Raw genomic sequence first — 20150 nt, 5'->3', positions numbered from 1 at the left:
CTTATCCGCGGACCGGGTTCGAGGTGATAGTTAGCCCGAACCGGAATTGCTTTGGGAGTTCGCGCCCGGCGGTCCACCGTGGCGACAGCCGGGCCAGGCGTCGGATTAATGCCGCGGTGTTCAAGTTGGATTTGTTGCGGGTAACGACACTCGCCTGGCCACGATCGACAGTTTCCGTGGAGCAGTCCGAAAAGTCCATCGGTCGGAGGCTTTCGACGCTGACTGCTTTATCGCATCGTCGAGAGGTCAGTCGTCTATCGGGCCGCCGCCTCGTGGTAAGTTTCATCGCGTCTGACGCGGTTCCGCCATGCGTGCCTTCCCTCGGAGGCGGGTTTACCGCCAATCGAACCACGGTGTCAGCAAGCCCGTCTTGCGCCGATAGGCTTCATATTCGGATGCCAGCGGTGATAGGGAGAACTTCCTCTCCTCATTGCGGGCTGCAATCACGTAGACAACCGTAAAAAATAAGACCGGCAGGATCGACCATATCGACCATGATGCCAGCGCCCACCCCGACCAGAAGAGCAGGTAGGACGTGTAAAAAGGGTGCCGCAGGTAGCGATAGGGACCGTCGGTGACAAGACTATCTGGATGATCGAGGGTGAACACAAAGCGCAACCTGGCCTGTCGCGACGCCGACACAGCCCACCAGAACAAGCCCGCCGACCCGATTTCAAATCCGAGTCCTACTACCTGTACCCATAGCATCTGCGTCCCGGACCAAACCAGGTACAGGAAAAACGCCGTCGTCGCGATGACGCCGACGGTGATCAGCTTTGCTCCGGCTTCCATCTTCGGTGAGTTGAAGTGGCCTCGCAACGACCACGCGTAGGACCCGACGATAGTCAGGCTGGTGATCGAAATAATAAAGTCCAGAAGAAATTGCATCTCGATACCCAGCTTGAAAGGTTGGTTACAATTGCTGCTGCGACAGACCTAACCCGTATAAAACGCCAAGGCAAATGATTGATGTATGATACGCAACCGCACTGAAACGAGTCATGATTGCACGATCTGGTTTAGATCTGGTTTACGATGATCATGCACCTGCCGTAGATATTTTCGTGCAAGATTTGGGCTGCGCTTTAGGGGTCGCAGCTTATGGACGTATTTCACTGTACAATCCACACCAGCCACGGCGCTGTGCGCATCAGTGACACTATTGATGGCGCTGCACCACTCGTTATGATACACGGTTCGGGCAGCTCACGGACGGTCTTTTCACGGCAACTACACAGCCATTTGTCCCGGAATTGGCGTCTGATTGCGATCGATCTTCCGGGACATGGCGAATCGAGCGACGCTCGAGATCCGCAGTCAACTTACACCGCCACCGGTCTTGCCGACTGCATAGGAGAGGTGGCAGCCCGCCTGGGGCTTCATCGCTTTCCCGTGCTGGGATGGTCGCTTGGCGGTCACGTCGCGATTGAGATGGCGGGCAGCGGCAACGGCATTTCGGGCCTGATGTTATGCGGCACGCCACCGGTCCCCAGCGGTCTCCTCGGAATGCTGCGGGGATTCCATCCATCATTTGATATTCTTCTGGCATCAAAAGAGAACTTTACATCGCGTGACGTGGAGCGGTTTCAGTCTCTTTGCTTTGGAGACACGAGCAACCCCTCCTTTCGCGATGCTATAGCGCGTGCAGACGGAAGACTAAGGAGCGTTTTTTCTCGCGCAATGTTGCGGGGGCAGGGGGTGGATCAGCGCCGCACCGTCGAACAGGCTGATATACCCATTGCTTTTGTGAATGGGTTTTATGACCCCTTTGTCAAACTCAGCTATTTTTCGGGCCTGAACATCCATTTGCTCTTCGAAGGCAAAGCGCATGTAATGGAAGGTGCTGGTCACGCGCCTTTCTGGGAAAAGCCGGAGAGCTTCAACTCGATGCTCGACCGGTTCCTGAACACAGTCGCCGCTCATGAAGCCAATATCAACCTGAAAAATCATCACTTTCTTTCGAACAGATCAGTGTACTAAAAGCGATCCGCGGAGCTGCGGTCAACCGCCATTGCCTTTCCCGCAGACCGATCCCGCCCTATCATTCAGAGGCGCCTGCATGAAATCCAGGGAGATGGGAAAGCGATGCAGAATTGTTTAGGCCTGCTAGCGGCAGGAGTCTTTCTCCTCCAGCCATGCTCCTTCGCCAACGCACAGGCACCGAATGCCCTGGAGAGGGCCATCGGAGATGCGCAGCCATGCAGGTCGTTGAAGACCAAGGTAACGAGCTTCGGAATCAGTGTGGAGGTAGGGGTCGACAAGCTCGATTCCGTGAAGATCGAAAACCTGCAATTGTCGGTGAATGGCGACACCGCGGAGGCGAGCGCCCGCGGCACGCTTGCTTGCAAGACCTCGGACGAAGCGCTGGTCGAAGGGGGTTTTTCAGCGACCGCTGAGGTTCGGCTGAAGGTCGACCTTACGACCTGCAAGATGACCGAGACCTCCATCGAGATCGTGAAGACCGGTGGCCGGTTCGGCGACATCGTCAAAGGACTTGAGACTGAAATCTCTGGCGCCCTCAGGCGAAGTCTGGAGAAGAACTTGGCCAAGCTTTGCGAGAAGTGATCAGTGGATCGACACCGTTAGACAGAGTTGCGGATTGACGCCGCCAAAAAGCTTCTCCAGCCTTAGTACCCTGACGAAGCGAATACCGCTGAGAGCTGTCGCCGGATTCGAAGATTTTCATCCAGGGAATGTAGATCCTTCATCGGCGTCCGCACGTCGCCGATGAGACGGAAGTCCCTCGGTGACAGTCTTAACTGTCTCGTCCTCCTCGCGAAGGAGAAATTCCGGAGAGCTGTATTGCAGCATGCCGGTGGAGGGGTGGAGGCCACCACGCCTGTGATGCCGACCCGATCTTCAAGGTCGCCGAAATGCCTTCGGCGGCTATTAGGAAGGGATCGAAGACTGCGTTGCAGAGGTTCCGCCGCCCTAGCGGAGCAACCCATCGCGACTGAACTCTTCCCAGCCGAGAGGTTTCGAACCTGACGCATCGTCGGCGTCGACATCAGGTTTCGAAGGGGTCTTGGCCTTGGTCTTCAGCGAACGCGTCAACTTCGCTTTCAAGGCTGCCCGTCGTCGTTTCTCGGCCCTAGCTTCAGCATCCTCTTCGCGCCAGACTGTCACCAGGTCTCGGTCGAGGATGTCCTCCACCACGCGCGGGTCGAATACGTGGAAGGTAATTTTCTTCGCCCGCCCACGCAGCTTCACCGTGCGGGTTCCTGCGCTGGGCAAGCGCCCATCACTGAGCCAGCGATGTCTCTCGGTAATAGAGATCGTCAGGATATCCTGGATTTCACGGGGGATCACAGGCAGGCTTTCGATGTCTTCGAGCGCGTTGGAAACGACTGACGAAGCAGCACGGAACGCACTCTTAGCCGTTTCAGCCATCGCCAACGTCAGAGCACCCGCCTCGATTTCGAGCGACTTTCTCACCGCCAAAGGCAGACGTGCGCGAATTTCCAGCAGAATCCCCTTCGCGCGAACGGATGATCCGAGCGTGGCTGCGGTCGATAGGGGCCACTCCTTGATCAGCTCCGCATCGTCGGTGGTCTTGGGTTTTGCCATGTACGAGTAGATGGGCCTTCCGCTCTGCAGCGTCAACGACTACGCCAGGACGGAAGGCATCATCTGATTCCGCTCAGTCGCGGTGCTCGGGCATCTGCTTGAGCTCGTCCTTGGTCCAGCTCGTAACGGCATGAACGTCACCGTCTTCATCGCGCATGAACTCAAGATCCGAGATCGGAACTGCAACAGGCTTCGTGCCGATACCCAGAAAGCCTCCGACGTCGATGACCGCGGAGCCGCCGGCGCCCGCGCCATGGATATGATCCACCTTGCCGACCTTGTGATCGTCGGCTCCATAGATGGTGGCACCTTCGAGGACGGCAGGGGTAAGTTCTGAAGTCGTCAAGCGTACGTGGTTGGTGTGATCCATGATCGTTCCTCCTTTGTGGAGGAGGGTTAATCGAAGCGCAAACTGAATGTTCCGGCGACTACACTCCGTCCGGCGCTGTGATCAGCTGGTTTTCGCGGCGTGCTGATATTGCCATTCACAAAACTGCTCCAAATAACGGTTGGGTAGATCGCGCGCCATCATGCGTTGACAATCCTCTTTTGCTCAGGTCTACTGGTCCACTTACCGGACCAGTAGACCTGAGCGGGGAGGGGCAGGCAATGGATGTTCGAGCGATGCTCGAAGACGACGTTGCAGCGCTCGGTGGAGCGCCGAAGAAGTCGATGAAAGACTTCGTCGTCCAGAAGATTGCGACCTTCATTGCCACTGGCATCCTTAAAGTGGGCGATCCCTTGCCCAGCGAACGTGAACTCGCCTCCGCACTCTCGGTCAGCCGCGAGACCGTCCGTGGCGCGATCCTTATTCTTTCCACCCACGGGATTCTCTCGGTCGTGCAGGGAACGCGCACGGTGGTGGCATCAGAGGATGTCGGCGAATTGGCGGTCCAGGCCGCGCGGTATCGCGACATTGCGGCCTACAGTCTCGACCATGTTCACGAGGCGCGGCTGCTGATCGAAGCACAGGTCGTCAGGGCTGCCGCGCTCAAGATGGAGCCTTCAACTCTTGATTATCTCCGCAAGTCGATCGCAGCACAAGAAACCGCCTGTGACGATCCTGTTCGTTTTTTGATATGTGACCGGGAATTTCACACCCTTATCTACCGTTCCAGCGGCAACGCGGTGCTGGCTGACATGGCCGCCGACCTCTATTCCTATCTGCTGAGCCACCGAAGGCGCGTCGTATCGCAGCCCGGAACGATCGCCACGAGCATCGCCGATCACCGGATGATCCTCGCCGGTTTGGAGACGCGGGATCCGGATGCCGCGTCCGCTGCCTTCGCGATCCACGAAACCCGTATTTATACAACGACCAAGTTACTCTTCTCGTAGTTCGCAGGGAGGCGAAACACGATGCATATTCTCATTATCGGGGCGGGAGGAATGATCGGCCGGAAGCTCGCCGCCACACTGGGGCGCAGCGGTTCCCTCGGCGATCAAGCAATCACCCGCATGACGCTCGCAGATGTCGCGGCTCCGCCGGTGCCCGCAGGTGTCTCCTGGCCGGTGGAAGCCCTGGCTGCCGATATTTCCGAAAGTGGTGCGGCGGAAGCCCTGGCGGCTCGCCGGGCCGACGTGATCTTCCATCTCGCCGCGATCGTTTCCGGCGAAGCCGAGCGCAATTTCGAACTCGGCTATCGGGTCAATCTCGATGGCACGCGATCGCTGTTGGAAGCGATCCGCCGGGAGGGAAGCCGGCAAGCCTATGTTCCCCGGTTCGTATTCTCCTCATCGATCGCGGTCTATGGCTCGCCGTTTCCGGATCCGATTCCCGACGACTACGTGCTCGCACCTCTCACAAGCTACGGAGTTCAAAAGGCGATATCCGAGCTTCTGCTCGCCGACTATTCGCGGCGCGGCTTTATCGACGGCGTCGGAATTCGGTTGCCGACCATCGTGATCCGGCCGGGTGCGCCGAATGCCGCCGCATCGGGCTTCTTTTCCGGAATCCTGCGTGAACCGCTCGCAGGCCAGCGGGCTGTTCTTCCGGTCGAGGAAACGGTCAAGCACTGGCTGGCGAGCCCGCGTTCCGCCATCAAGTTCCTGATCCATGCTGCGACGCTCGACACGGCGGCGCTGGGTGTCCGACGCACGCTCACCATGCCGGGCGTCGCCGCCACCGTTGCCGACCAGATTGCCGCCTTGCGCCGTGCTGCCGGTCCCGAGGCGGCGGACTTGATCGATCGTCGCAGCGACGAGGTCATTGAAGGGATCGTTGCCGGATGGCCGAAGTCCTTTACGCCCGAACGCGCCACGCAACTAGGTTTCGTCGCCGAGACAACGGTGGACGAGCTGATCGAGGTCTACCTCGCGGAAGACGCTCCGGGTGCGTCCGGATGAGATTGAGCTGGGCTAAAACCGCCCCATAGGAGGAGAGTACCGCCAGGGCACACCCGCATATGCGGGATTGCGGCGGCAGAAGGACTTGAGAAGATAAGGCCGCCGGCAAGATATACGAAAATACGAATACATAGCATGTAGCGCTCGATTTCTGGGAGGAGTGGGTATGGCAGGCGTTCAATTCGCGGATGTGCGGAAATCATTCGGGTCATTTCCGGTCATCAAAGGCGTGGATATCGACATTGCCGACGGGGAGTTCGTGATCCTGGTCGGCCCGTCGGGTTGTGGAAAGTCCACGCTGCTGCGGATGCTGGCGGGACTTGAGAATATTTCCGGCGGTGAGATCAAGATCGGCGGACGCGTGGTCAACACGCTGCCGCCCAAGGACCGCGACATCGCCATGGTGTTTCAGAACTATGCGCTCTATCCGCATATGACGGTACAGGAGAACATGGGTTTCTCGCTGATGCTGAACAAGGCGCCGAAGGCGGAAGCCGAGAAGCGAGTGAAATATGCCGCCGGCATCCTCGGTCTCGACAAATTGCTCGACCGTTATCCGCGCCAGCTTTCCGGCGGCCAGCGTCAACGCGTCGCCATGGGCCGCGCCATCGTCCGCGATCCGGAAGTCTTCCTATTCGACGAACCGCTGTCCAACCTCGATGCGAAGCTGCGCGTCGCCATGCGCGCCGAAATCAAGGAACTGCACCAGCGGCTGAAAACGACGACGGTCTACGTCACCCACGATCAGATCGAGGCCATGACCATGGCCGACAAGATCGTCGTTATGCATGACGGCGTCGTCGAGCAGATCGGCACTCCGCTCGAGCTTTATGACAAACCGGCCAATCTCTTCGTTGGCGGGTTCATCGGCTCGCCGGCGATGAACATGATCAGGGGCAGGCTCGACCCCGAAAACCCTAAAAGTTTCAAGGCGCCGGACGGCACGGCGCTCCCGGTTTCCAATCCGCCTGCCGACGCCCTGGGGCGCGACCTCGTCTACGGGCTTCGCCCGGAATACATCCTGCTCGATGCCAATGGCCTGCCCGGTGAAATCGTGGTGATCGAGCCCACCGGCTACGAGACGCATCTTATCCTCCGGCTCGGCGGCAGCGATCTCAGCTGCGTCTTCCGCGAACGCGTCAGCGCGCGGCCGGGCGAGACCCTGCGCGTTGCGATCGACGCCGCGCATGTTCATCTCTTCGATGCCGAGAGCGGCCGGAGATTGACCGACTGACGCCGTCCGGCGGCTGCGCGGGGCGGAGGAGCCCCCGTCGCCCGCAGGCCGGCAGCACCCCGTTTCAGGGATGCAAGGCCCGTCGTTCACCAAGCGGGAGGTGAATGGCGGGGAGTTCGCACCCGCTTTTTTTGAAGAGGAGGAATATCATGAGGTTTAAGAGACGTGACTTTCTTGCCGCCTCGGCTGCCGTTGCCGGCGCCGCCGGCCTCGGCATCCGGCCGACCTTCGCGCAGGCCGAACCGACCTACACACCGGAAAGCGGCGCCAGCCTGCGGCTGCTGCGCTGGACACCTTTCGTCAAGGGCGACGAGGAGGCATGGCTTGCCAACACCAAGAAGTTCACCGAAGCGACCGGCGTCGAGGTGCGCATCGACAAGGAAAGCTGGGAAGATATCCGCCCGAAGGCTGCTGTCGCGGCGAATGTCGGTTCCGGCCCGGACCTCATCATGTGCTGGTTCGACGACGCTCATCAGTATCCCGACAAGCTGGTCGACCTGACCGAGCTCGCCAACTATCTCGGCAACAAGTATGGCGGCTGGTATGACGGTGTGAAGGGCTATGCCGCGCGCGGCGATACCTTCATCGCCATGCCGCTGGCGGCAATCGGCAATGCGGTGGTCTATCGCGACACTCACGTGAAGGCAGCCGGCTTCAGCGAGTTCCCGAAAGACACGGCAGGCTTCCTCGAGCTTTGCAAGGCGATGAAAGCCAAAGGCACGCCGGCCGGCTTCCCGCACGGCAAGGCCGTCGGCGACGGCAACAACTACGCCCATTGGCTGCTTTGGAGCCACGGCGGCAAGATGGTCGACGAAGGCGGCAAGGTGACGATCAACAGCCCGGAAACACTTGATTCGATCAACTATGCCAAGGAGCTCTATGCGACCTTCATTCCGGGCACGGAAAGCTGGCAGGACGTCAACAACAACCGCGCCTTCCTCGCCGGCCAGGTGTCGCTGATCGCCAACGGCGTCTCGGTCTATTACACGGCCAAGAACGACCCGAAGCTCGCCGAGATCGCCAAGGACATCCGCACGACGAATTTCCCCGTCGGCCCGGTTGGCCAGAGCGTCGAGCTTTTCCAGACGAGCTCACTGCTTCTCTTCAAGCATACGAAGTATCCGGAGGCGGCGAAGGCCTACCTCAAGTTCATGATGGAAGCCGACCAGATGAATGCCTGGATCCAGGGCTCAAGCGCCTATTGCTGCCAGCCGCTCAAGGCTTTCGCCCAGAACCCGATCTGGACCTCCGACCCGATCCACGCGCCTTATGCGCGCGCCTCGGAAAAACTGCGCCCGAACGGCTATGCCGGCCCGCTCGGTTATGCCTCGGCAGCGACCATGGCCGACTACGTTCTGGTCGACATGTATGCGGCCGCCGTCACCGGCCAGATGTCGCCCGAGGATGCGATGAAGGAAGCGGAACGCCGGGCAAACCGCTACTATCGCGTCTGAGCCGCGCTTCAAAGCAAGCGGCATGCCGGCTTCGGCATGCCGCAAGCACTCTGCGAGTTCAAAACGCAATCTGGAGATAAGCAATGTCGATGGTGAATCCGGAGGATAGACGCGGGCCGATCTCTTCGCTCCTGCAGAACAACAACGTGCTCGGCTTCCTGTTCATGCTGCCGGCGGCGGTGTTCCTCGTCTGCTTTCTCACCTATCCGCTGGGGCTCGGCGTCTGGCTCGGCTTCACCGATACGAGGATCGGCCGCGACGGCATCTTCATCGGGCTGGAGAACTACCAGTTCCTGATGGACGACAGCGTCTTCTGGCTGTCGGTCTTCAACACCATTCTCTATACCTCCGTTGCCTCGGTGCTGAAATTCGCGCTCGGCCTCTGGCTGGCCATGCTGCTCAACCAGCATCTGCCGTTCAAGTCCTTCTTCCGGGCAATCATACTGCTTCCCTGGGTCGTGCCGACGGTGCTTTCGGCGCTGGCCTTCTGGTGGATCTACGATTCCCAGTTCTCGATCATCTCCTGGTCGCTGATGCAGCTCGGGCTGATCAGCGGGCCGATCAACTTTCTCGGCGATCCCATAAATGCGCGCATATCCGTCATCATCGCCAATGTCTGGCGCGGCATTCCCTTCGTGGCGATCTCGCTGCTTGCGGGCCTGCAGACGATTCCAGCGTCGCTGCAGGAGGCCGCCTCGCTCGACGGCGCCACGAGCTGGCAGCGTTTCCGCTATGTGACGCTGCCGATGCTGACGCCGATCATCGCCGTGGTAATGACCTTCTCGGTGCTCTTCACCTTCACCGATTTCCAGCTCATCTACGTGCTGACCAAGGGCGGGCCGGTCAACGCGACGCATCTGATGGCGACGCTATCCTTCCAGCGCGGCATTCCAGGGGGGCAGCTCGGCGAGGGTGCGGCCATCGCGGTCGCCATGGTGCCCTTCCTGCTCGGCGCCATCATGTTCAGCTTCTTCGGTCTGCAGCGGCGCAAATGGCAACAGGGCGGCCAGGATTAAGGCCAGGGTTAGAGCCAAATTGGGGTTAGGGAGAGTGATGATGTCGATAAATTCAAACGCCGCCGATCAGGTCGTGACCGACAATGCCGAAGGCATGAGCTATCTGAACCGCTTGCCGCGACGGATCGTGATGCTCTATCTGCCGATGGCCGTCTTCGTCTTCGTGCTGCTCTTCCCGTTCTACTGGATGGCAATCACCGCGGTGAAGCCGAACGAGCAGCTGACCGACTATAGCAACTACAGCCCCTTCTGGGTGGTGGGCCCGACGCTTGCGCACATCAAATACCTGTTCCTTGAGACCTCCTATCCGGGCTGGCTGTGGAACACGATGCTGATCGCAGTCTGCTCCACCTTTCTCTCGCTGGTAGCCTCGGTCTTCGGCGCCTATGCTATAGAGCGCGTGCGCTTCACCGGCTCCCGTTCGGTCGGCCTCGTCATCTTCCTCGCCTATCTCGTGCCGCCGTCGATCCTTTTCATCCCGCTTGCCTTCATCGTCTTCAAGCTCGGGATCTATGACTCGCGGCTGGCGCTGATCTTCACCTATCCGACCTTCCTCATTCCCTTCTGCACCTGGCTGCTGATGGGCTATTTCCGGTCGATCCCATTCGAGCTGGAGGAAAGCGCGCTGGTGGACGGCGCCAACAGATGGCAGATTCTCACCAAGATCATTCTGCCGCTCGCCGTGCCCGGGTTGATTTCGGCTGGCATCTTCGCCTTCACGCTATCCTGGAACGAATTCATCTATGCGCTGACTTTCATCCAGTCCTCGGAAAACAAAACCATCCCGGTCGGCGTGCTGACCGAACTGGTGCGCGGCGACGTCTTCGAATGGGGGGCACTGATGGCGGGCGCATTGTTCGGCTCGCTCCCGGTGGTCATCCTCTACTCGTTCTTCGTGGACTACTACGTCTCATCGATGACGGGGGCGGTGAAGGAGTGACCGTCTACCGCGGACACGCCCTTGCTTCCTCAGCATGCAACTGCTTGTTACCGTGCGCGGGAGGAGTGTCCGCAAAATGGGATCAAGTACCTGCCCATCATGTATCGAAACCTCGTCTTGCCGAGATCGAATAATTGTAGATTGCCGCATAGCTCGTCGATACGAGCAGCGGAAATGCGATGGTCTTGAGTATTTCCGGTGTGCCGGTTGCTGCATGGATTGCCACGAGAATGCTGGCTGAGCCGAGACAAGCAATGGGAGGCGGCGCCCAAAATCGTGCAGATCCGACGAAGCGCTTTGAAAGCCAGTCGATCACAGATTTCAGAAAAATCGTCAGGCAGGCGGATATCGCACCCTGCACAAGGCCGGCATAGAGCGGCAATGGCATGGCGTGCGCGCGATTGGCGAAAACCGCCCAACTGCCCATCGCCAACAAGGCGACGAGAACATGGATGACGCCGCTGCGGAGAAGCCGATGCAGTGCATTCGGCATCACAGCGACCATCCGTGGCGTACAAGACGGCGCAACAGGGTCAGAGCCTGTTCTTCATCGCGGCGCGCAATATATCGTTGATCCGATCCTGCCAGCCGGGGCCATCTCCCTGGAAAAAGGCAAGCACATCACTGTCGATCTTGAGCGAAACAAGCTCCTTGGTATTCGGCAGCGCCGGCCGCTCAACAGCTTGTTCCGGCTTCTTCTTCGCGGGTTTGAACAACGCTTCGGCAGCATCCATTGGATTGACAGATCTGCGGGGCGGGTTTGCCATAGTTGTCACTTTCTGTTGCCTGTCGGAGCGACATATGAGCGGCATACGGGATGTCGGCCGCTTCGTCGACTATTTATCTTGTTTTACGACACGGGGATTTAGCCGACCTGCTCGATCGCCAGCGTGCCGCCGGCAGCAACCACTTGTCCTTGCGCTTCCGGTCTTTCGCCTCGGTGAACGCGCAAGAGCCGTCGGCGATGATCAGGCATTGACTTCACAAAGTTTCATTGCCGGCAGGTTCTGGATGCCAAACCTGCCGGCAATCTGGCCGTCAATCAGCCTTTTTGCGATACAGCAACGTCATGAGCGCGAGGACGCATCCCAAGACTCCGACCGATGCGAAGATGTAGAAGTTCCACTGCGGAGCCAGGCCTGCACCCAGAACCGCACCGCCGATGGCCGGTCCTATCATGCCTCCGATACGGCCGATGCCGAGCGAGAAGCCAAGGCCAGTTCCACGGATCTCGACCGGATAGAGGTTTCCAACGAGAACGTTGGCGAGGATCTGCGTGCCGATCGTTCCTGTACCGGCAAGTGCGACGAGTCCATAGACCTGGAGGCCCTGATCCACCTGCGTCAGCAACCAGATCGAGCAGGCTCCGAGAAGAAACATGCCTGCGACGACTATTTTGACATTTCCGCGGTCGGCAATCCTTGCGCCGATCAGGAGGCCGATTGCGGCTCCGAGATTGAGGGTTACGGAGAAGAGCAGGGCGGAACCAAGGTCATAGCCCATCTTGTTCATGATGGTCGGAAGCCAGTTGACCATGCCGAATGTGAGCAGAAGCGAACAGAAGTGGATGCCCCATGCGTTCAATGTCGGCAGCAGGCGACCTTCGGAAAACAGCGCCCGGATGCCCACTTGGCGGGACGCAACAGGCCTGGCTACGGGATCGGGCAGCGCGTACTGGTTTGCAATCTGGTTGGCTTCGGTCTGGCGGTTCTTCGTTGCCAGCCATTCGGGGGATTCGGGGATGAGGCGGATGAAGAAAGGCAGAAGCAGGATCGGTGCGCCGCCGATGATCATCAGTGGACGCCATCCGTATGTCTGTACCAGCAGCATTCCGAGGATACCCGAGATGATGCCGCCGGCCAGATACCCCAGAAGAGCAATCGAGTAGGCCATTGCCTTCCGCTTCGGCGGAGAAAACTCGATGATCAAAGCGGTTACCGTTGGAAAAAGAGCGCCAAGGCCCAGGCCGGCGAGAAAGCGTGTTCCTTCGAAAACGAGAAAGTCCGGCGCAAGACCGCTGCCGATCATCATCACGGAAAAGCTCAGCAGACTGCCGATGATGACCTTGCGACGACCTATCCTGTCAGCAAGTGTTCCGGCAACGAGAGCGCCCAGCAGCATACCGAACAGGGTGATGGAGGCTGCGCGTCCGACCATGCCCGGCGTCAAGCCCCAGCTGGCTTCACCGAGCAACGCCGGCGCGGCTGCGCCGTAAACGATCAGGTCATAGCCGTCGAACAGGATCAGCAGACCGCAAAGGGCGATGATGATATTCGGGCTGCGAACACGTTCGTTGATAATAGCGAGATCTTGTATGGCCAATTTTCCCTCCCCATACATTTGCGTACAGGAAGTACGCTCCTGCCAGCGGCAGGTCCGCGTCGATCCGTGTACAAATCCTCCTGGATCGTTGCCGGCGTGGTTCCTCCCAGCGCCAGACTCACCCGCAAACGGGCTATGTCAAGACAACGATGACATGCTATTAAATACTTGCGAATAAAATATTTGCAACTGCAAACTTTTCAGCCCGCAACTTTTCCCTTTCCGGACATTGCCGGCAGGTTGCTGTGCATGCGGCGCAGCGCCTTCTTCAGTGCTGCGACCTCCTCGTCCGACATGTCCTGAACCGCGGTACGCTCAAGCTCGACGGCAAGCGGCATGAGCCTTTCCGTCAGCGCCTCACCCTGCGGGGTCAGTCTCACGATGACGATACGGCCATTATCTTCCGGACGTGTTCGCGACACCAGCTTGCGCTTGGCCAGTGTGCCAACGAGGCGCGAAAGCGTCGAAATCTCGACAGAGACGACGTCGGCGAGATCCCCCAGGGTGCTCTCCCGGCGCTCCTTGAGCATGGCCAGAACCCGGTACATCGCCACGCTGAGATTGTCTTCGGCGATTCTCTGCGCGAAGACCTCGGCTATCCGCACGCCGGCGCGATTGAGAAGATAGGGAACGGAATCGGTAAGTTTGTACATGTCTCTGTCTGCTGGCGGGATTCGGCTTGCTGAGGGCTCTCTCCGACATGCACCTAAATGACCGGGATGACAACATGATTGGCTTTCGACCGCCGAGAACGGCTGGGTAGATCAAGCATTTTCCCGCCCAATTTCTAAATTTGCATTGACAATAGTTGCAAATGCAATAATTTTGACGCCAACGAGACACGGGAGGAAATCATGTCTGCCACTGCTGCCCTCGGCATAGCGCCGGCCCCCGCGCCGATCAGCGATGCGTTTCGATCGACCATGCGCCGTTTCCCGGCGACGGTGACGGTCATTTCCGCCTGTCGCAATGGTGCGGATCATGGAATGACGGCCACCGCCGTCACATCACTTTCGATGGATCCGCCATCTCTCATCATCTGCCTGAACAATCGCACCTACCTGCACGACATGCTGCTCGAGGTGCCGGAATTCGCCGTCAGCGTTCTGACCGACAGGCAGGCAGCCGTATCGGAAGGTTTCAGCGGCAAGATTGCGCCTGAGCGACGATTCGACGCTGCCGATTGGGTTCGCCATGAGCGCGGCATGATGGTGCTGGGCTCCGCTCATGCCTCGGTTGTCTGCCGACGCATGGGCGCAGTTCCCTATGGAACGCACACGATCTTCATCGGGCAGGTGGTCGATACACGCCATTCCGACGACACCGTCGCGCTGATGTACGAGAACTCCAAATATTGCGCACCACAACACGCGCTCCCTGCATCCCAGAACTGAAAGTAGTTCCATGAACAATACAGCTGCCCTGTTTCCCGCCGCGGCGCGGGTTGAGAACGCATGCCTTAAAGATCGCATCGCCCCGGTGCTGGACGAAATCCGTGCGGGCGCGCGCGATACCGAGAAATCCGGCCGTGTGCCGGCGCGCAATATCGATCTGCTGCGCTCCGCCGGCTATTTCGATATCGTCAAGCCCGCCCGTTTCGGTGGCGACGAAGGATCGTTTGCCGAGCTTGTCGATGCAAATATCGAGCTGTCGTCGGCCTGCGCCTCCACCGGCTGGGTTGCCGGCCTCCTTTCCGCGCATCAATGGCTCCTTGCCATGTTCGATGAAAGGGTTCAGCAGGAGGTGTGGGGCAGCAATCCGGATGCGCTGCTCTGCGGTTCCTATGCGCCGGTCCGTATGGCTGAACGTGTCGAGGGTGGTTTCCGGCTATCCGGCGATTGGGCCTTTGCGAGCGGATGCGAAAATGCCCAATGGGCGCTCTGTGCGGCGATCATTCCGCCAAACGGCGAGGGGGAGCGTCCTGTACCGGCGTTTCTTCTGGTTCCCGCCAGCGACTATACCATCGCCGAGACCTGGGACGTGGTCGGCCTCGCGGGCACCGGCTCAAAAAGCCTGATCCTCAAGGATGTCTTCGTTCCGGAATACCGCATACTGAGCTTTCCGGATGCGACTTCGGGCAGAACGCCGGGCGGACGTGGCTACAAGGGTATCGGCCTTTTCAACATTCCGCTCCTCATGGGGGTTCCGTTCTGCCTCGGCAGCGCAGCCGTCGGGGCGGCGAAGGGCGCTCTGGAGAGCTATATCGACCACATGGGGGCCCGTGTGACACGTGGTGCAGTTGCCGGCGGCAACAACAAGATCGCCGAGTTTCCGACGATTCAGCTTCGCGTGGCGGAAGCCTCGGCCTCCGTGGATGCGGCCCGCGAAATCATGCTGCGCGATATTGCCCGGGCGCAACAACTGGCCCAGGCCCGCGAGGATGGCACCGGCGAGATCACCGAGGAAGATCGGATTCTTGCCCGGCGGAGCCAGTCCTTTGCGGTCAGCCTGGCTCTTCGGGCTGTGGAAGCACTCAATGCATCGACAGGCGGCCTCGGCCTCCAGATGTCCAACCCCGTCCAGCGGGCATGGCGAGATGCAAATGCCGTCGGGCGCCACATTTCTATGAACTGGGATGCCGTCGGCACCATGGTCGGCCAGCAGCTGCTCGGTCTTCCGCCCAAGGGGCAATTCTGATCCGCCATCCTTAGTATTTCGATTAAGACAGGAAAGTGAGCATATCGTGCAAGGCAAGATCGCGCTTGAAGAACATTTCGCCATTCCCGAGACGCTGCAGGATTCGGCTGGATTCGTGCCGGGCGACTACTGGACGGAACTGTCCGCCCGTCTTCTGGATATCCAGGACAAGCGTTTGCGGCTGATGGATTCCCACGGCATCGAGAAAATGATCCTGTCGCTGAACGCTCCGGCTGTGCAGGCGATCCCTGACAAGGCAAAGGCCCTGGAGATTTCCCGACGCGCCAACGACTTTCTGGCGGAGCAATGCCTCAAAAACCCGAACCGTTTCCTGGGATTTGCCGCTTTGCCCCTGCAGGATCCGGATGTGGCTGCGCAGGAATTGCAGCGCTGCGTGACAACGATGGGTTTTGTCGGCGCACTGGTCAATGGCTTCTCGCAGGAAGGCGACGGAACGACGCCGCTCTACTACGACCTGCCGCAATACCGTCCGTTCTGGGCCGAAGTCGAAAAACTCAACGTTCCCTTCTATCTGCATCCACGCAACCCGCTGCCGCAGGATAGCCGGATCTATGCTGGCCATTCCTGGCTGATGGGGCCGACATGGGCGTTCGCGCAGGAGACCGCAGTTCATGCCCTGCGCTTGATGGGATCCGGCCTGTTTGACGAACATCCGGCTTTGCGAATCATCGTTGGTCACATGGGCGAGGGACTGCCATACATGATGTGGCGCATTGACAACCGGAATGCGTGGGTCAAGGTGGAAAAGAACTATCCGGCCAAACGCCCGATTGCCGATTATTTCAACGAGAATTTCTACATCACGACGTCGGGGAACTTCCGCACGCAATCGCTGATCGATGCTATGCTGGAAATCGGCGCAGACCGAATTCTGTTCTCGACGGACTGGCCATTCGAGAACATCGACCATGCTGCAAACTGGTTCGACAGCACGACCATCTCCGAAGCCGACCGTCTGAAGATCGGTCGCACCAACGCGGTTTCACTCTTTAAACTCGATCGATAGCATGGTTGCACCTTTCAGATACACGGCCAGCGCGGCCCAGGTCTTCTTCGGGAGCGGCTCGTTGAACCGTCTCGCCGAGGCGATTGCAGGGCAGGGCGGCAAGCGCGCCCTGATCCTTTCGACCCCGCACCAGAAGGCGGAAGCTGAACGGATCGCCGCATCCCTCGGCCCGCTTGCGGCGGGATTGTTCCACGATGCGACGATGCATACGCCGGTCGATGTGACCGAGCGCGCGATGGCGGCATATAACGCAGCCGGCGCCGATTGCGTGGTCGCGATCGGCGGCGGATCGACGATCGGTCTCGGCAAGGCAATCGCCTATCGCAACGACGCGCCACAAATCGTGGTGGCGACGACCTATGCGGGGTCGGAGGTTACACCGATCCTCGGCCAGACAGAGAACGGGCAGAAGACGACGGTCCGCGGGCCCGGCATCCTGCCCGAAGTGGTGATCTACGACCCGGAATTGACATTGGGATTGCCGGTCAACATCAGCGTCAGCAGCGGACTCAATGCGATGGCGCATGCAGTCGAAGGTCTCTATGCACAGGATCGCAATCCAATTTCGTCAATGATGGCGGTCGAGGGCTTGCGCGCGCTGAAGCAGGCTTTGCCTCAAATCGTCAATGCCCCTGGGGACATCGAGCCGCGAAGCGAAGCGCTTTACGGTTCCTGGCTGTGCGGCACGGTGCTCGGAGCGGTTGGCATGGCCCTGCACCACAAGCTTTGCCATACGCTGGGCGGCAGTTTCGATCTGCCGCATGCGGAAACCCATGCGGTCATTCTTCCCCATTCTGCTGCCTTCAACGCCTCAGCCGCAGCGGATGCGCTAAAACCCGCTGCCGATCTTTTCGGCGGCTCGCTGGGCAGCGGTCTTTATGATTTTGCAGCTTCGATCGGCGCCCCGCTGGCGCTGCGCGATCTAGGTATGAAGGAAGCCGATCTGGACCACGCGGCGGAACTCGCCGCCCAGAACCCCTACTGGAACCCGCGCCCGATCGAACGGGAAGCAATCCGGGCTTTGTTGCAGAGCGCCTGGGAGGGCGCGCGGCCGCGTTAATGCTGAGGAGGATGGCCACGTGCCTGAATATTTCACCGAAGAGAGATCCGTGGAAGCCGTCAACTCGCGGATGGGGCAGGGCATTAATGCGCGCCTGGCCGAAGTCATGGCGTCGCTTGTCAAGCACCTGCATGCCTTTGCCAAGGATATCAGCCTGACCCAGGCGGAATGGGAGCTGGCCATAGGCTTCCTGACCCGAGCCGGCCATCTCTGTCATGATGAGCGGCAGGAGTTCATCCTGCTCAGCGATACGCTGGGTTTGTCGATGCTGGTGGATGCGATCAACAACCGGCGTCCGCCAGGCGCCACGGAAAATACGGTGTTTGGACCGTTCCATGTCGAAGAGGCGCCCGTACGGCAGATGGGAGAAAACATCTCGCTCGACGGCAAGGGCGAGAGCTGTCTCTTCATCGGCCGGGTGCTGGATCTTGACGGCAATCCGATCGAGGGAGCCCGGATCGACGTATGGTCGGATAATTCTGATGGCTTCTACGACGTCCAGCAGCCGGATATCCAGCCGAAGTGGAACAACCGGGGCATTTTCGTCACCGGCGCAGATGGCGCCTATAGCTTCGTCGGCATAAAGCCGGTTTCCTACCCAATCCCGGATGACGGCCCGGTCGGCCAGATGTTGACGTCCCTCGGCCGCCATCCCTATCGTCCTGCCCATACCCATTACCTGATTACGGCTTCAGGTTATCAGAAGCTCGTAACCCACACGTTTGTCGGCGACGATCCCTATCTGGAATCCGATACGGTGTTTGGTGTCAAAAACAGCCTGGTCGCGCCTTTTGAGCGTGTCGATCATCCGACGATCTGGCGCTCCGATTTCGATTTCGTGCTGACGCCGGTGGAGAATAGACAATGATCGTCGCCCGCTACGCGATATCCGACCCCGGCAAGGCTGCCGAACGCTCCCGGCTGCTCGATGAGCACAAGGCCTATCTTCATGGTGCGGCGATCCGCATCCTGCTGTCCGGGCCTTCCGCACCGCCGGCGGAGGGCAAGGGTTCCACCGCAATCGTGATCGCGCAAGTCGAAACGCTCGCCGAGTTCGAGGCGTTCAGCGCAGGAGACCCCTTCGTCCGTTCCGGTGTTTACGCAAGCGTCGATATATTCGAATGGCGGCCCAGTTTTGGGCTTCATCTGGAGAGCCTCTGATCGGCTTTTTAACCTGCTGAAAGCGATCAGATATAGGTCATATCGAAGACAGCGGCGTTGTCTTGAACCTCGCGCAGTCCCTTGTACGAGGCATGGCGGAGATTGCCGTCATCCGTCCAGCCGCGAAACTCGATCTCGGCGATCAGCGTCGGCTGCACGAGGACGAGGCGCTTGCCTTTCAGGGGAACGACCGGCCGGCTCGTCTTCAACCGGTCCAGCGTCTTTTTCAGGTATTCAGCATCGCTGGCACCGAAACCAGTTCCGACGGAGCCAACGTAAATCCAGTCCAGCCCTTGTCTGCCGGCCAGCAGCAGCCTGCCGATGCCGCCGCGGGCGGATGCGGAGGGCTCATAACCGACGATCATGAAGCTCTCGCTCTGGACGCATTTGATCTTCAGCCAGTCGCCCGTGCGGCCACTGCCGTAGGGCCGGTCGCGATGCTTGGCGATGATGCCTTCCAGATGACGATGGCAGGCGTGCTCGAGGAGATCTTCCGCCGGCAGCTCTATCTCCTCGGAGATGCGGATCGTCTGATCGTCGCCTTCCGGTATCAGGTCTTCAAGCAGGTGCCGGCGTACATCAAGCTCGGTGCCGGTCAGATCGTGTCCATCGAGATAGAGAAGGTCGAAGGCGACCAGGATCGACTCGGTCGATACTCGCTTGCCGCCCCGCCCGCCGAGCGAGCGCTGCAGGGCGCCGAAATCCGATCGGCCATGATCATCGAGTACAACGGCCTCGCCATCGAGAATGGCGGTCGTTACGCCAAGTTCTTTCGCTGCGGCGGCGATGGTGGGGAAGCGATGGGTCCAGTCATGGCCGCCGCGGGTGATGACCCGCACACCCTTCGGCTCAATGTGGATTGCCAATCGATAGCCATGCAACTTCACCTCATAGAGCCAATCCGGCCCCACGGGCACGGTCGGCTTCAGCAGTGCAAGGCAGGGCTCGACGCGCGACGGCATTGGATCGAAGGGCAGGCTGGGTTGGTCGGGGTCGCGCTTGCGGATCGGACGAGACTGCAGCGTTGAGCGGGACTCGTCGAGCAAGGGCAGAATGGGGCGGCGCGAGCGCTTCATGAGTAGGTCTGACGCCTCCCCGGGTGGTTTTCGGCGTCGACCGACTTGCGCCGAGCACTCATGATTCTGATGATATTGCTCGATGCCGGCTCTTGCTTTTCCCCAGCCTTGGACTTTGGCCTGCTCAGCTTTTTCATCTGGTTCTTCTTCGCTTCGATGGCAACAACGCGACTCAACCGAATCAATCGGCCGATTGTTCCGAGTCGAAACGAATCTCAATTCAAGGACTTAACGCGGAGATGCCTCCCGTGGATCGGGCCGAGCAGTCGTCGCGCTGGTCCTCCCGGTGCGGCCTCAGTGGCTTGAACAC

Annotated in this window: 22 protein-coding genes; 14 read left to right on the top strand and 8 right to left on the bottom strand. The window is 59.6% G+C overall.

Going from position 1 to position 20150, the window contains the following annotated elements; all coding sequences use genetic code 11:
- Positions 1-333: 333 nt before the first annotated feature.
- Positions 334-888 (bottom strand): methyltransferase family protein, encoded by a 555-nt coding sequence (locus G9X68_RS15595; RefSeq protein WP_131641142.1) that lies wholly within the window; start codon positions 886-888, stop codon positions 334-336.
- 213 nt (positions 889-1101) lie between these two features.
- Here G9X68_RS15595 and G9X68_RS15590 point away from each other — a divergent pair, with 213 nt between their 5' ends.
- Both G9X68_RS15590 and G9X68_RS15585 read left to right on the top strand, forming a co-directional pair.
- Entirely contained in the window at positions 1102-1980 is an 879-nt protein-coding gene (locus G9X68_RS15590; RefSeq protein ID WP_171603156.1) for an alpha/beta fold hydrolase, read from the top strand.
- A gap of 105 nt (positions 1981-2085) precedes the next feature.
- Positions 2086-2565, top strand: a complete 480-nt coding sequence (locus tag G9X68_RS15585; RefSeq protein WP_171603155.1) for an LBP/BPI/CETP family protein — start codon at positions 2086-2088, stop codon at positions 2563-2565.
- Positions 2566-2931: 366 nt separating this feature from the next.
- Here G9X68_RS15585 and G9X68_RS15580 read toward each other — a convergent pair whose 3' ends face one another.
- Positions 2932-3567 (bottom strand): hypothetical protein, encoded by a 636-nt coding sequence (locus G9X68_RS15580; protein WP_171603886.1) that lies wholly within the window; start codon positions 3565-3567, stop codon positions 2932-2934.
- Positions 3568-3640: 73 nt separating this feature from the next.
- Complete coding sequence (locus G9X68_RS15575; protein ID WP_171603154.1) at positions 3641-3937, bottom strand: PRC-barrel domain-containing protein; 297 nt, start codon at positions 3935-3937, stop codon at positions 3641-3643.
- Between the two features lie 239 nt (positions 3938-4176).
- On the opposite strand from G9X68_RS15575, the gene G9X68_RS15570 reads away from it, so the two are divergent.
- The 6 genes from G9X68_RS15570 to G9X68_RS15545 all read left to right on the top strand — a co-directional run bounded on the left by G9X68_RS15570 (position 4177) and on the right by G9X68_RS15545 (position 10557).
- Positions 4177-4905, top strand: a complete 729-nt coding sequence (locus tag G9X68_RS15570; RefSeq protein WP_171603153.1) for a FadR/GntR family transcriptional regulator — start codon at positions 4177-4179, stop codon at positions 4903-4905.
- A 21-nt stretch (positions 4906-4926) separates the two neighbouring features.
- Positions 4927-5913, top strand: a complete 987-nt coding sequence (gene denD / locus G9X68_RS15565; RefSeq protein ID WP_171603152.1) for a D-erythronate dehydrogenase — start codon at positions 4927-4929, stop codon at positions 5911-5913.
- 166 nt (positions 5914-6079) lie between these two features.
- Entirely contained in the window at positions 6080-7147 is a 1068-nt protein-coding gene (locus G9X68_RS15560; protein ID WP_171603151.1) for an ABC transporter ATP-binding protein, read from the top strand.
- Between the two features lie 149 nt (positions 7148-7296).
- The gene (locus G9X68_RS15555; protein WP_171603150.1) at positions 7297-8601 is read left to right on the top strand and encodes an ABC transporter substrate-binding protein; all 1305 of its coding nucleotides are present in this window, start codon (positions 7297-7299) and stop codon (positions 8599-8601) included.
- A gap of 83 nt (positions 8602-8684) precedes the next feature.
- The gene (locus tag G9X68_RS15550; RefSeq protein WP_171603149.1) at positions 8685-9617 is read left to right on the top strand and encodes a carbohydrate ABC transporter permease; all 933 of its coding nucleotides are present in this window, start codon (positions 8685-8687) and stop codon (positions 9615-9617) included.
- 40 nt (positions 9618-9657) lie between these two features.
- Positions 9658-10557 carry a carbohydrate ABC transporter permease gene (locus G9X68_RS15545; RefSeq protein ID WP_168315755.1) on the top strand — a complete coding sequence of 300 codons (900 nt, stop codon included), beginning with the start codon at positions 9658-9660 and terminating at the stop codon, positions 10555-10557.
- Positions 10558-10654: 97 nt separating this feature from the next.
- Here the strand turns inward: G9X68_RS15545 and G9X68_RS15540 are convergent, their stop codons facing one another.
- The 4 genes from G9X68_RS15540 to G9X68_RS15525 all read right to left on the bottom strand — a co-directional run bounded on the left by G9X68_RS15540 (position 10655) and on the right by G9X68_RS15525 (position 13532).
- Entirely contained in the window at positions 10655-11062 is a 408-nt protein-coding gene (locus tag G9X68_RS15540; RefSeq protein ID WP_171603148.1) for a hypothetical protein, read from the bottom strand.
- Positions 11063-11090: 28 nt separating this feature from the next.
- Complete coding sequence (locus G9X68_RS15535) at positions 11091-11324, bottom strand: BrnA antitoxin family protein (protein WP_171603147.1); 234 nt, start codon at positions 11322-11324, stop codon at positions 11091-11093.
- A 271-nt stretch (positions 11325-11595) separates the two neighbouring features.
- Complete coding sequence (locus tag G9X68_RS15530) at positions 11596-12897, bottom strand: MFS transporter (RefSeq protein WP_171603146.1); 1302 nt, start codon at positions 12895-12897, stop codon at positions 11596-11598.
- A gap of 182 nt (positions 12898-13079) precedes the next feature.
- The gene (locus G9X68_RS15525; RefSeq protein ID WP_029871602.1) at positions 13080-13532 is read right to left on the bottom strand and encodes a MarR family winged helix-turn-helix transcriptional regulator; all 453 of its coding nucleotides are present in this window, start codon (positions 13530-13532) and stop codon (positions 13080-13082) included.
- Positions 13533-13733: 201 nt separating this feature from the next.
- Here G9X68_RS15525 and G9X68_RS15520 point away from each other — a divergent pair, with 201 nt between their 5' ends.
- From G9X68_RS15520 to G9X68_RS15495, 6 genes are read left to right on the top strand one after another with little or no spacing between them, the layout of a single operon-like run.
- Complete coding sequence (locus G9X68_RS15520) at positions 13734-14273, top strand: flavin reductase family protein (protein ID WP_171603145.1); 540 nt, start codon at positions 13734-13736, stop codon at positions 14271-14273.
- Between the two features lie 10 nt (positions 14274-14283).
- Positions 14284-15516, top strand: a complete 1233-nt coding sequence (locus tag G9X68_RS15515; RefSeq protein WP_171603144.1) for a flavin-dependent monooxygenase — start codon at positions 14284-14286, stop codon at positions 15514-15516.
- 46 nt (positions 15517-15562) lie between these two features.
- Entirely contained in the window at positions 15563-16543 is a 981-nt protein-coding gene (gene tsdA / locus G9X68_RS15510; RefSeq protein WP_171603143.1) for a gamma-resorcylate decarboxylase, read from the top strand.
- Position 16544: 1 nt separating this feature from the next.
- Positions 16545-17603 carry a maleylacetate reductase gene (locus G9X68_RS15505; protein WP_171603142.1) on the top strand — a complete coding sequence of 353 codons (1059 nt, stop codon included), beginning with the start codon at positions 16545-16547 and terminating at the stop codon, positions 17601-17603.
- Between the two features lie 19 nt (positions 17604-17622).
- A complete protein-coding gene (locus tag G9X68_RS15500; protein WP_171603141.1) occupies positions 17623-18471 on the top strand; it encodes a dioxygenase family protein in 849 nt (282 codons plus the stop codon).
- A complete protein-coding gene (locus tag G9X68_RS15495) occupies positions 18468-18764 on the top strand; it encodes a YciI family protein (protein WP_171603140.1) in 297 nt (98 codons plus the stop codon). The genes G9X68_RS15500 and G9X68_RS15495 overlap by 4 nt, the downstream gene beginning before the upstream one ends.
- Positions 18765-18790: 26 nt before the next feature.
- On the opposite strand, the gene ligD is transcribed toward G9X68_RS15495, so the two are convergent.
- Positions 18791-19840, bottom strand: a complete 1050-nt coding sequence (gene ligD, locus G9X68_RS15490; RefSeq protein ID WP_171603139.1) for a non-homologous end-joining DNA ligase — start codon at positions 19838-19840, stop codon at positions 18791-18793.
- Between the last annotated feature and the right edge of the window lie 310 nt (positions 19841-20150).

This window comes from Rhizobium changzhiense, from assembly GCF_013087625.1.
Classification (GTDB): domain Bacteria; phylum Pseudomonadota; class Alphaproteobacteria; order Rhizobiales; family Rhizobiaceae; genus Rhizobium; species Rhizobium sophorae.
This window is presented reverse-complemented; position numbering and strand designations above follow the sequence as displayed.

Bases quoted from the DNA above. Each gene is read 5' to 3' on its own strand.
- G9X68_RS15505 (WP_171603142.1), top strand. From the start codon at position 16,545: ATGGTTGCACCTTTCAGATACACGGCCAGCGCGGCCCAGGTCTTCTTC.
- G9X68_RS15575 (WP_171603154.1), bottom strand. From the start codon at position 3,937: ATGGATCACACCAACCACGTACGCTTGACGACTTCAGAACTTACCCCT.
- G9X68_RS15570 (WP_171603153.1), top strand. From the start codon at position 4,177: ATGGATGTTCGAGCGATGCTCGAAGACGACGTTGCAGCGCTCGGTGGA.
- G9X68_RS15520 (WP_171603145.1), top strand. From the start codon at position 13,734: ATGTCTGCCACTGCTGCCCTCGGCATAGCGCCGGCCCCCGCGCCGATC.
- G9X68_RS15545 (WP_168315755.1), top strand. From the start codon at position 9,658: ATGTCGATAAATTCAAACGCCGCCGATCAGGTCGTGACCGACAATGCC.
- G9X68_RS15495 (WP_171603140.1), top strand. From the start codon at position 18,468: ATGATCGTCGCCCGCTACGCGATATCCGACCCCGGCAAGGCTGCCGAA.
- G9X68_RS15515 (WP_171603144.1), top strand. From the start codon at position 14,284: ATGAACAATACAGCTGCCCTGTTTCCCGCCGCGGCGCGGGTTGAGAAC.
- G9X68_RS15595 (WP_131641142.1), bottom strand. From the start codon at position 888: ATGCAATTTCTTCTGGACTTTATTATTTCGATCACCAGCCTGACTATC.
- G9X68_RS15525 (WP_029871602.1), bottom strand. From the start codon at position 13,532: ATGTACAAACTTACCGATTCCGTTCCCTATCTTCTCAATCGCGCCGGC.
- denD (WP_171603152.1), top strand. From the start codon at position 4,927: ATGCATATTCTCATTATCGGGGCGGGAGGAATGATCGGCCGGAAGCTC.
- G9X68_RS15540 (WP_171603148.1), bottom strand. From the start codon at position 11,062: ATGGTCGCTGTGATGCCGAATGCACTGCATCGGCTTCTCCGCAGCGGC.
- G9X68_RS15535 (WP_171603147.1), bottom strand. From the start codon at position 11,324: ATGGCAAACCCGCCCCGCAGATCTGTCAATCCAATGGATGCTGCCGAA.
- G9X68_RS15590 (WP_171603156.1), top strand. From the start codon at position 1,102: ATGGACGTATTTCACTGTACAATCCACACCAGCCACGGCGCTGTGCGC.
- G9X68_RS15550 (WP_171603149.1), top strand. From the start codon at position 8,685: ATGTCGATGGTGAATCCGGAGGATAGACGCGGGCCGATCTCTTCGCTC.
- G9X68_RS15585 (WP_171603155.1), top strand. From the start codon at position 2,086: ATGCAGAATTGTTTAGGCCTGCTAGCGGCAGGAGTCTTTCTCCTCCAG.
- ligD (WP_171603139.1), bottom strand. From the start codon at position 19,840: ATGAAGCGCTCGCGCCGCCCCATTCTGCCCTTGCTCGACGAGTCCCGC.
- G9X68_RS15580 (WP_171603886.1), bottom strand. From the start codon at position 3,567: ATGGCAAAACCCAAGACCACCGACGATGCGGAGCTGATCAAGGAGTGG.
- G9X68_RS15530 (WP_171603146.1), bottom strand. From the start codon at position 12,897: ATGTATGGGGAGGGAAAATTGGCCATACAAGATCTCGCTATTATCAAC.
- G9X68_RS15555 (WP_171603150.1), top strand. From the start codon at position 7,297: ATGAGGTTTAAGAGACGTGACTTTCTTGCCGCCTCGGCTGCCGTTGCC.
- G9X68_RS15560 (WP_171603151.1), top strand. From the start codon at position 6,080: ATGGCAGGCGTTCAATTCGCGGATGTGCGGAAATCATTCGGGTCATTT.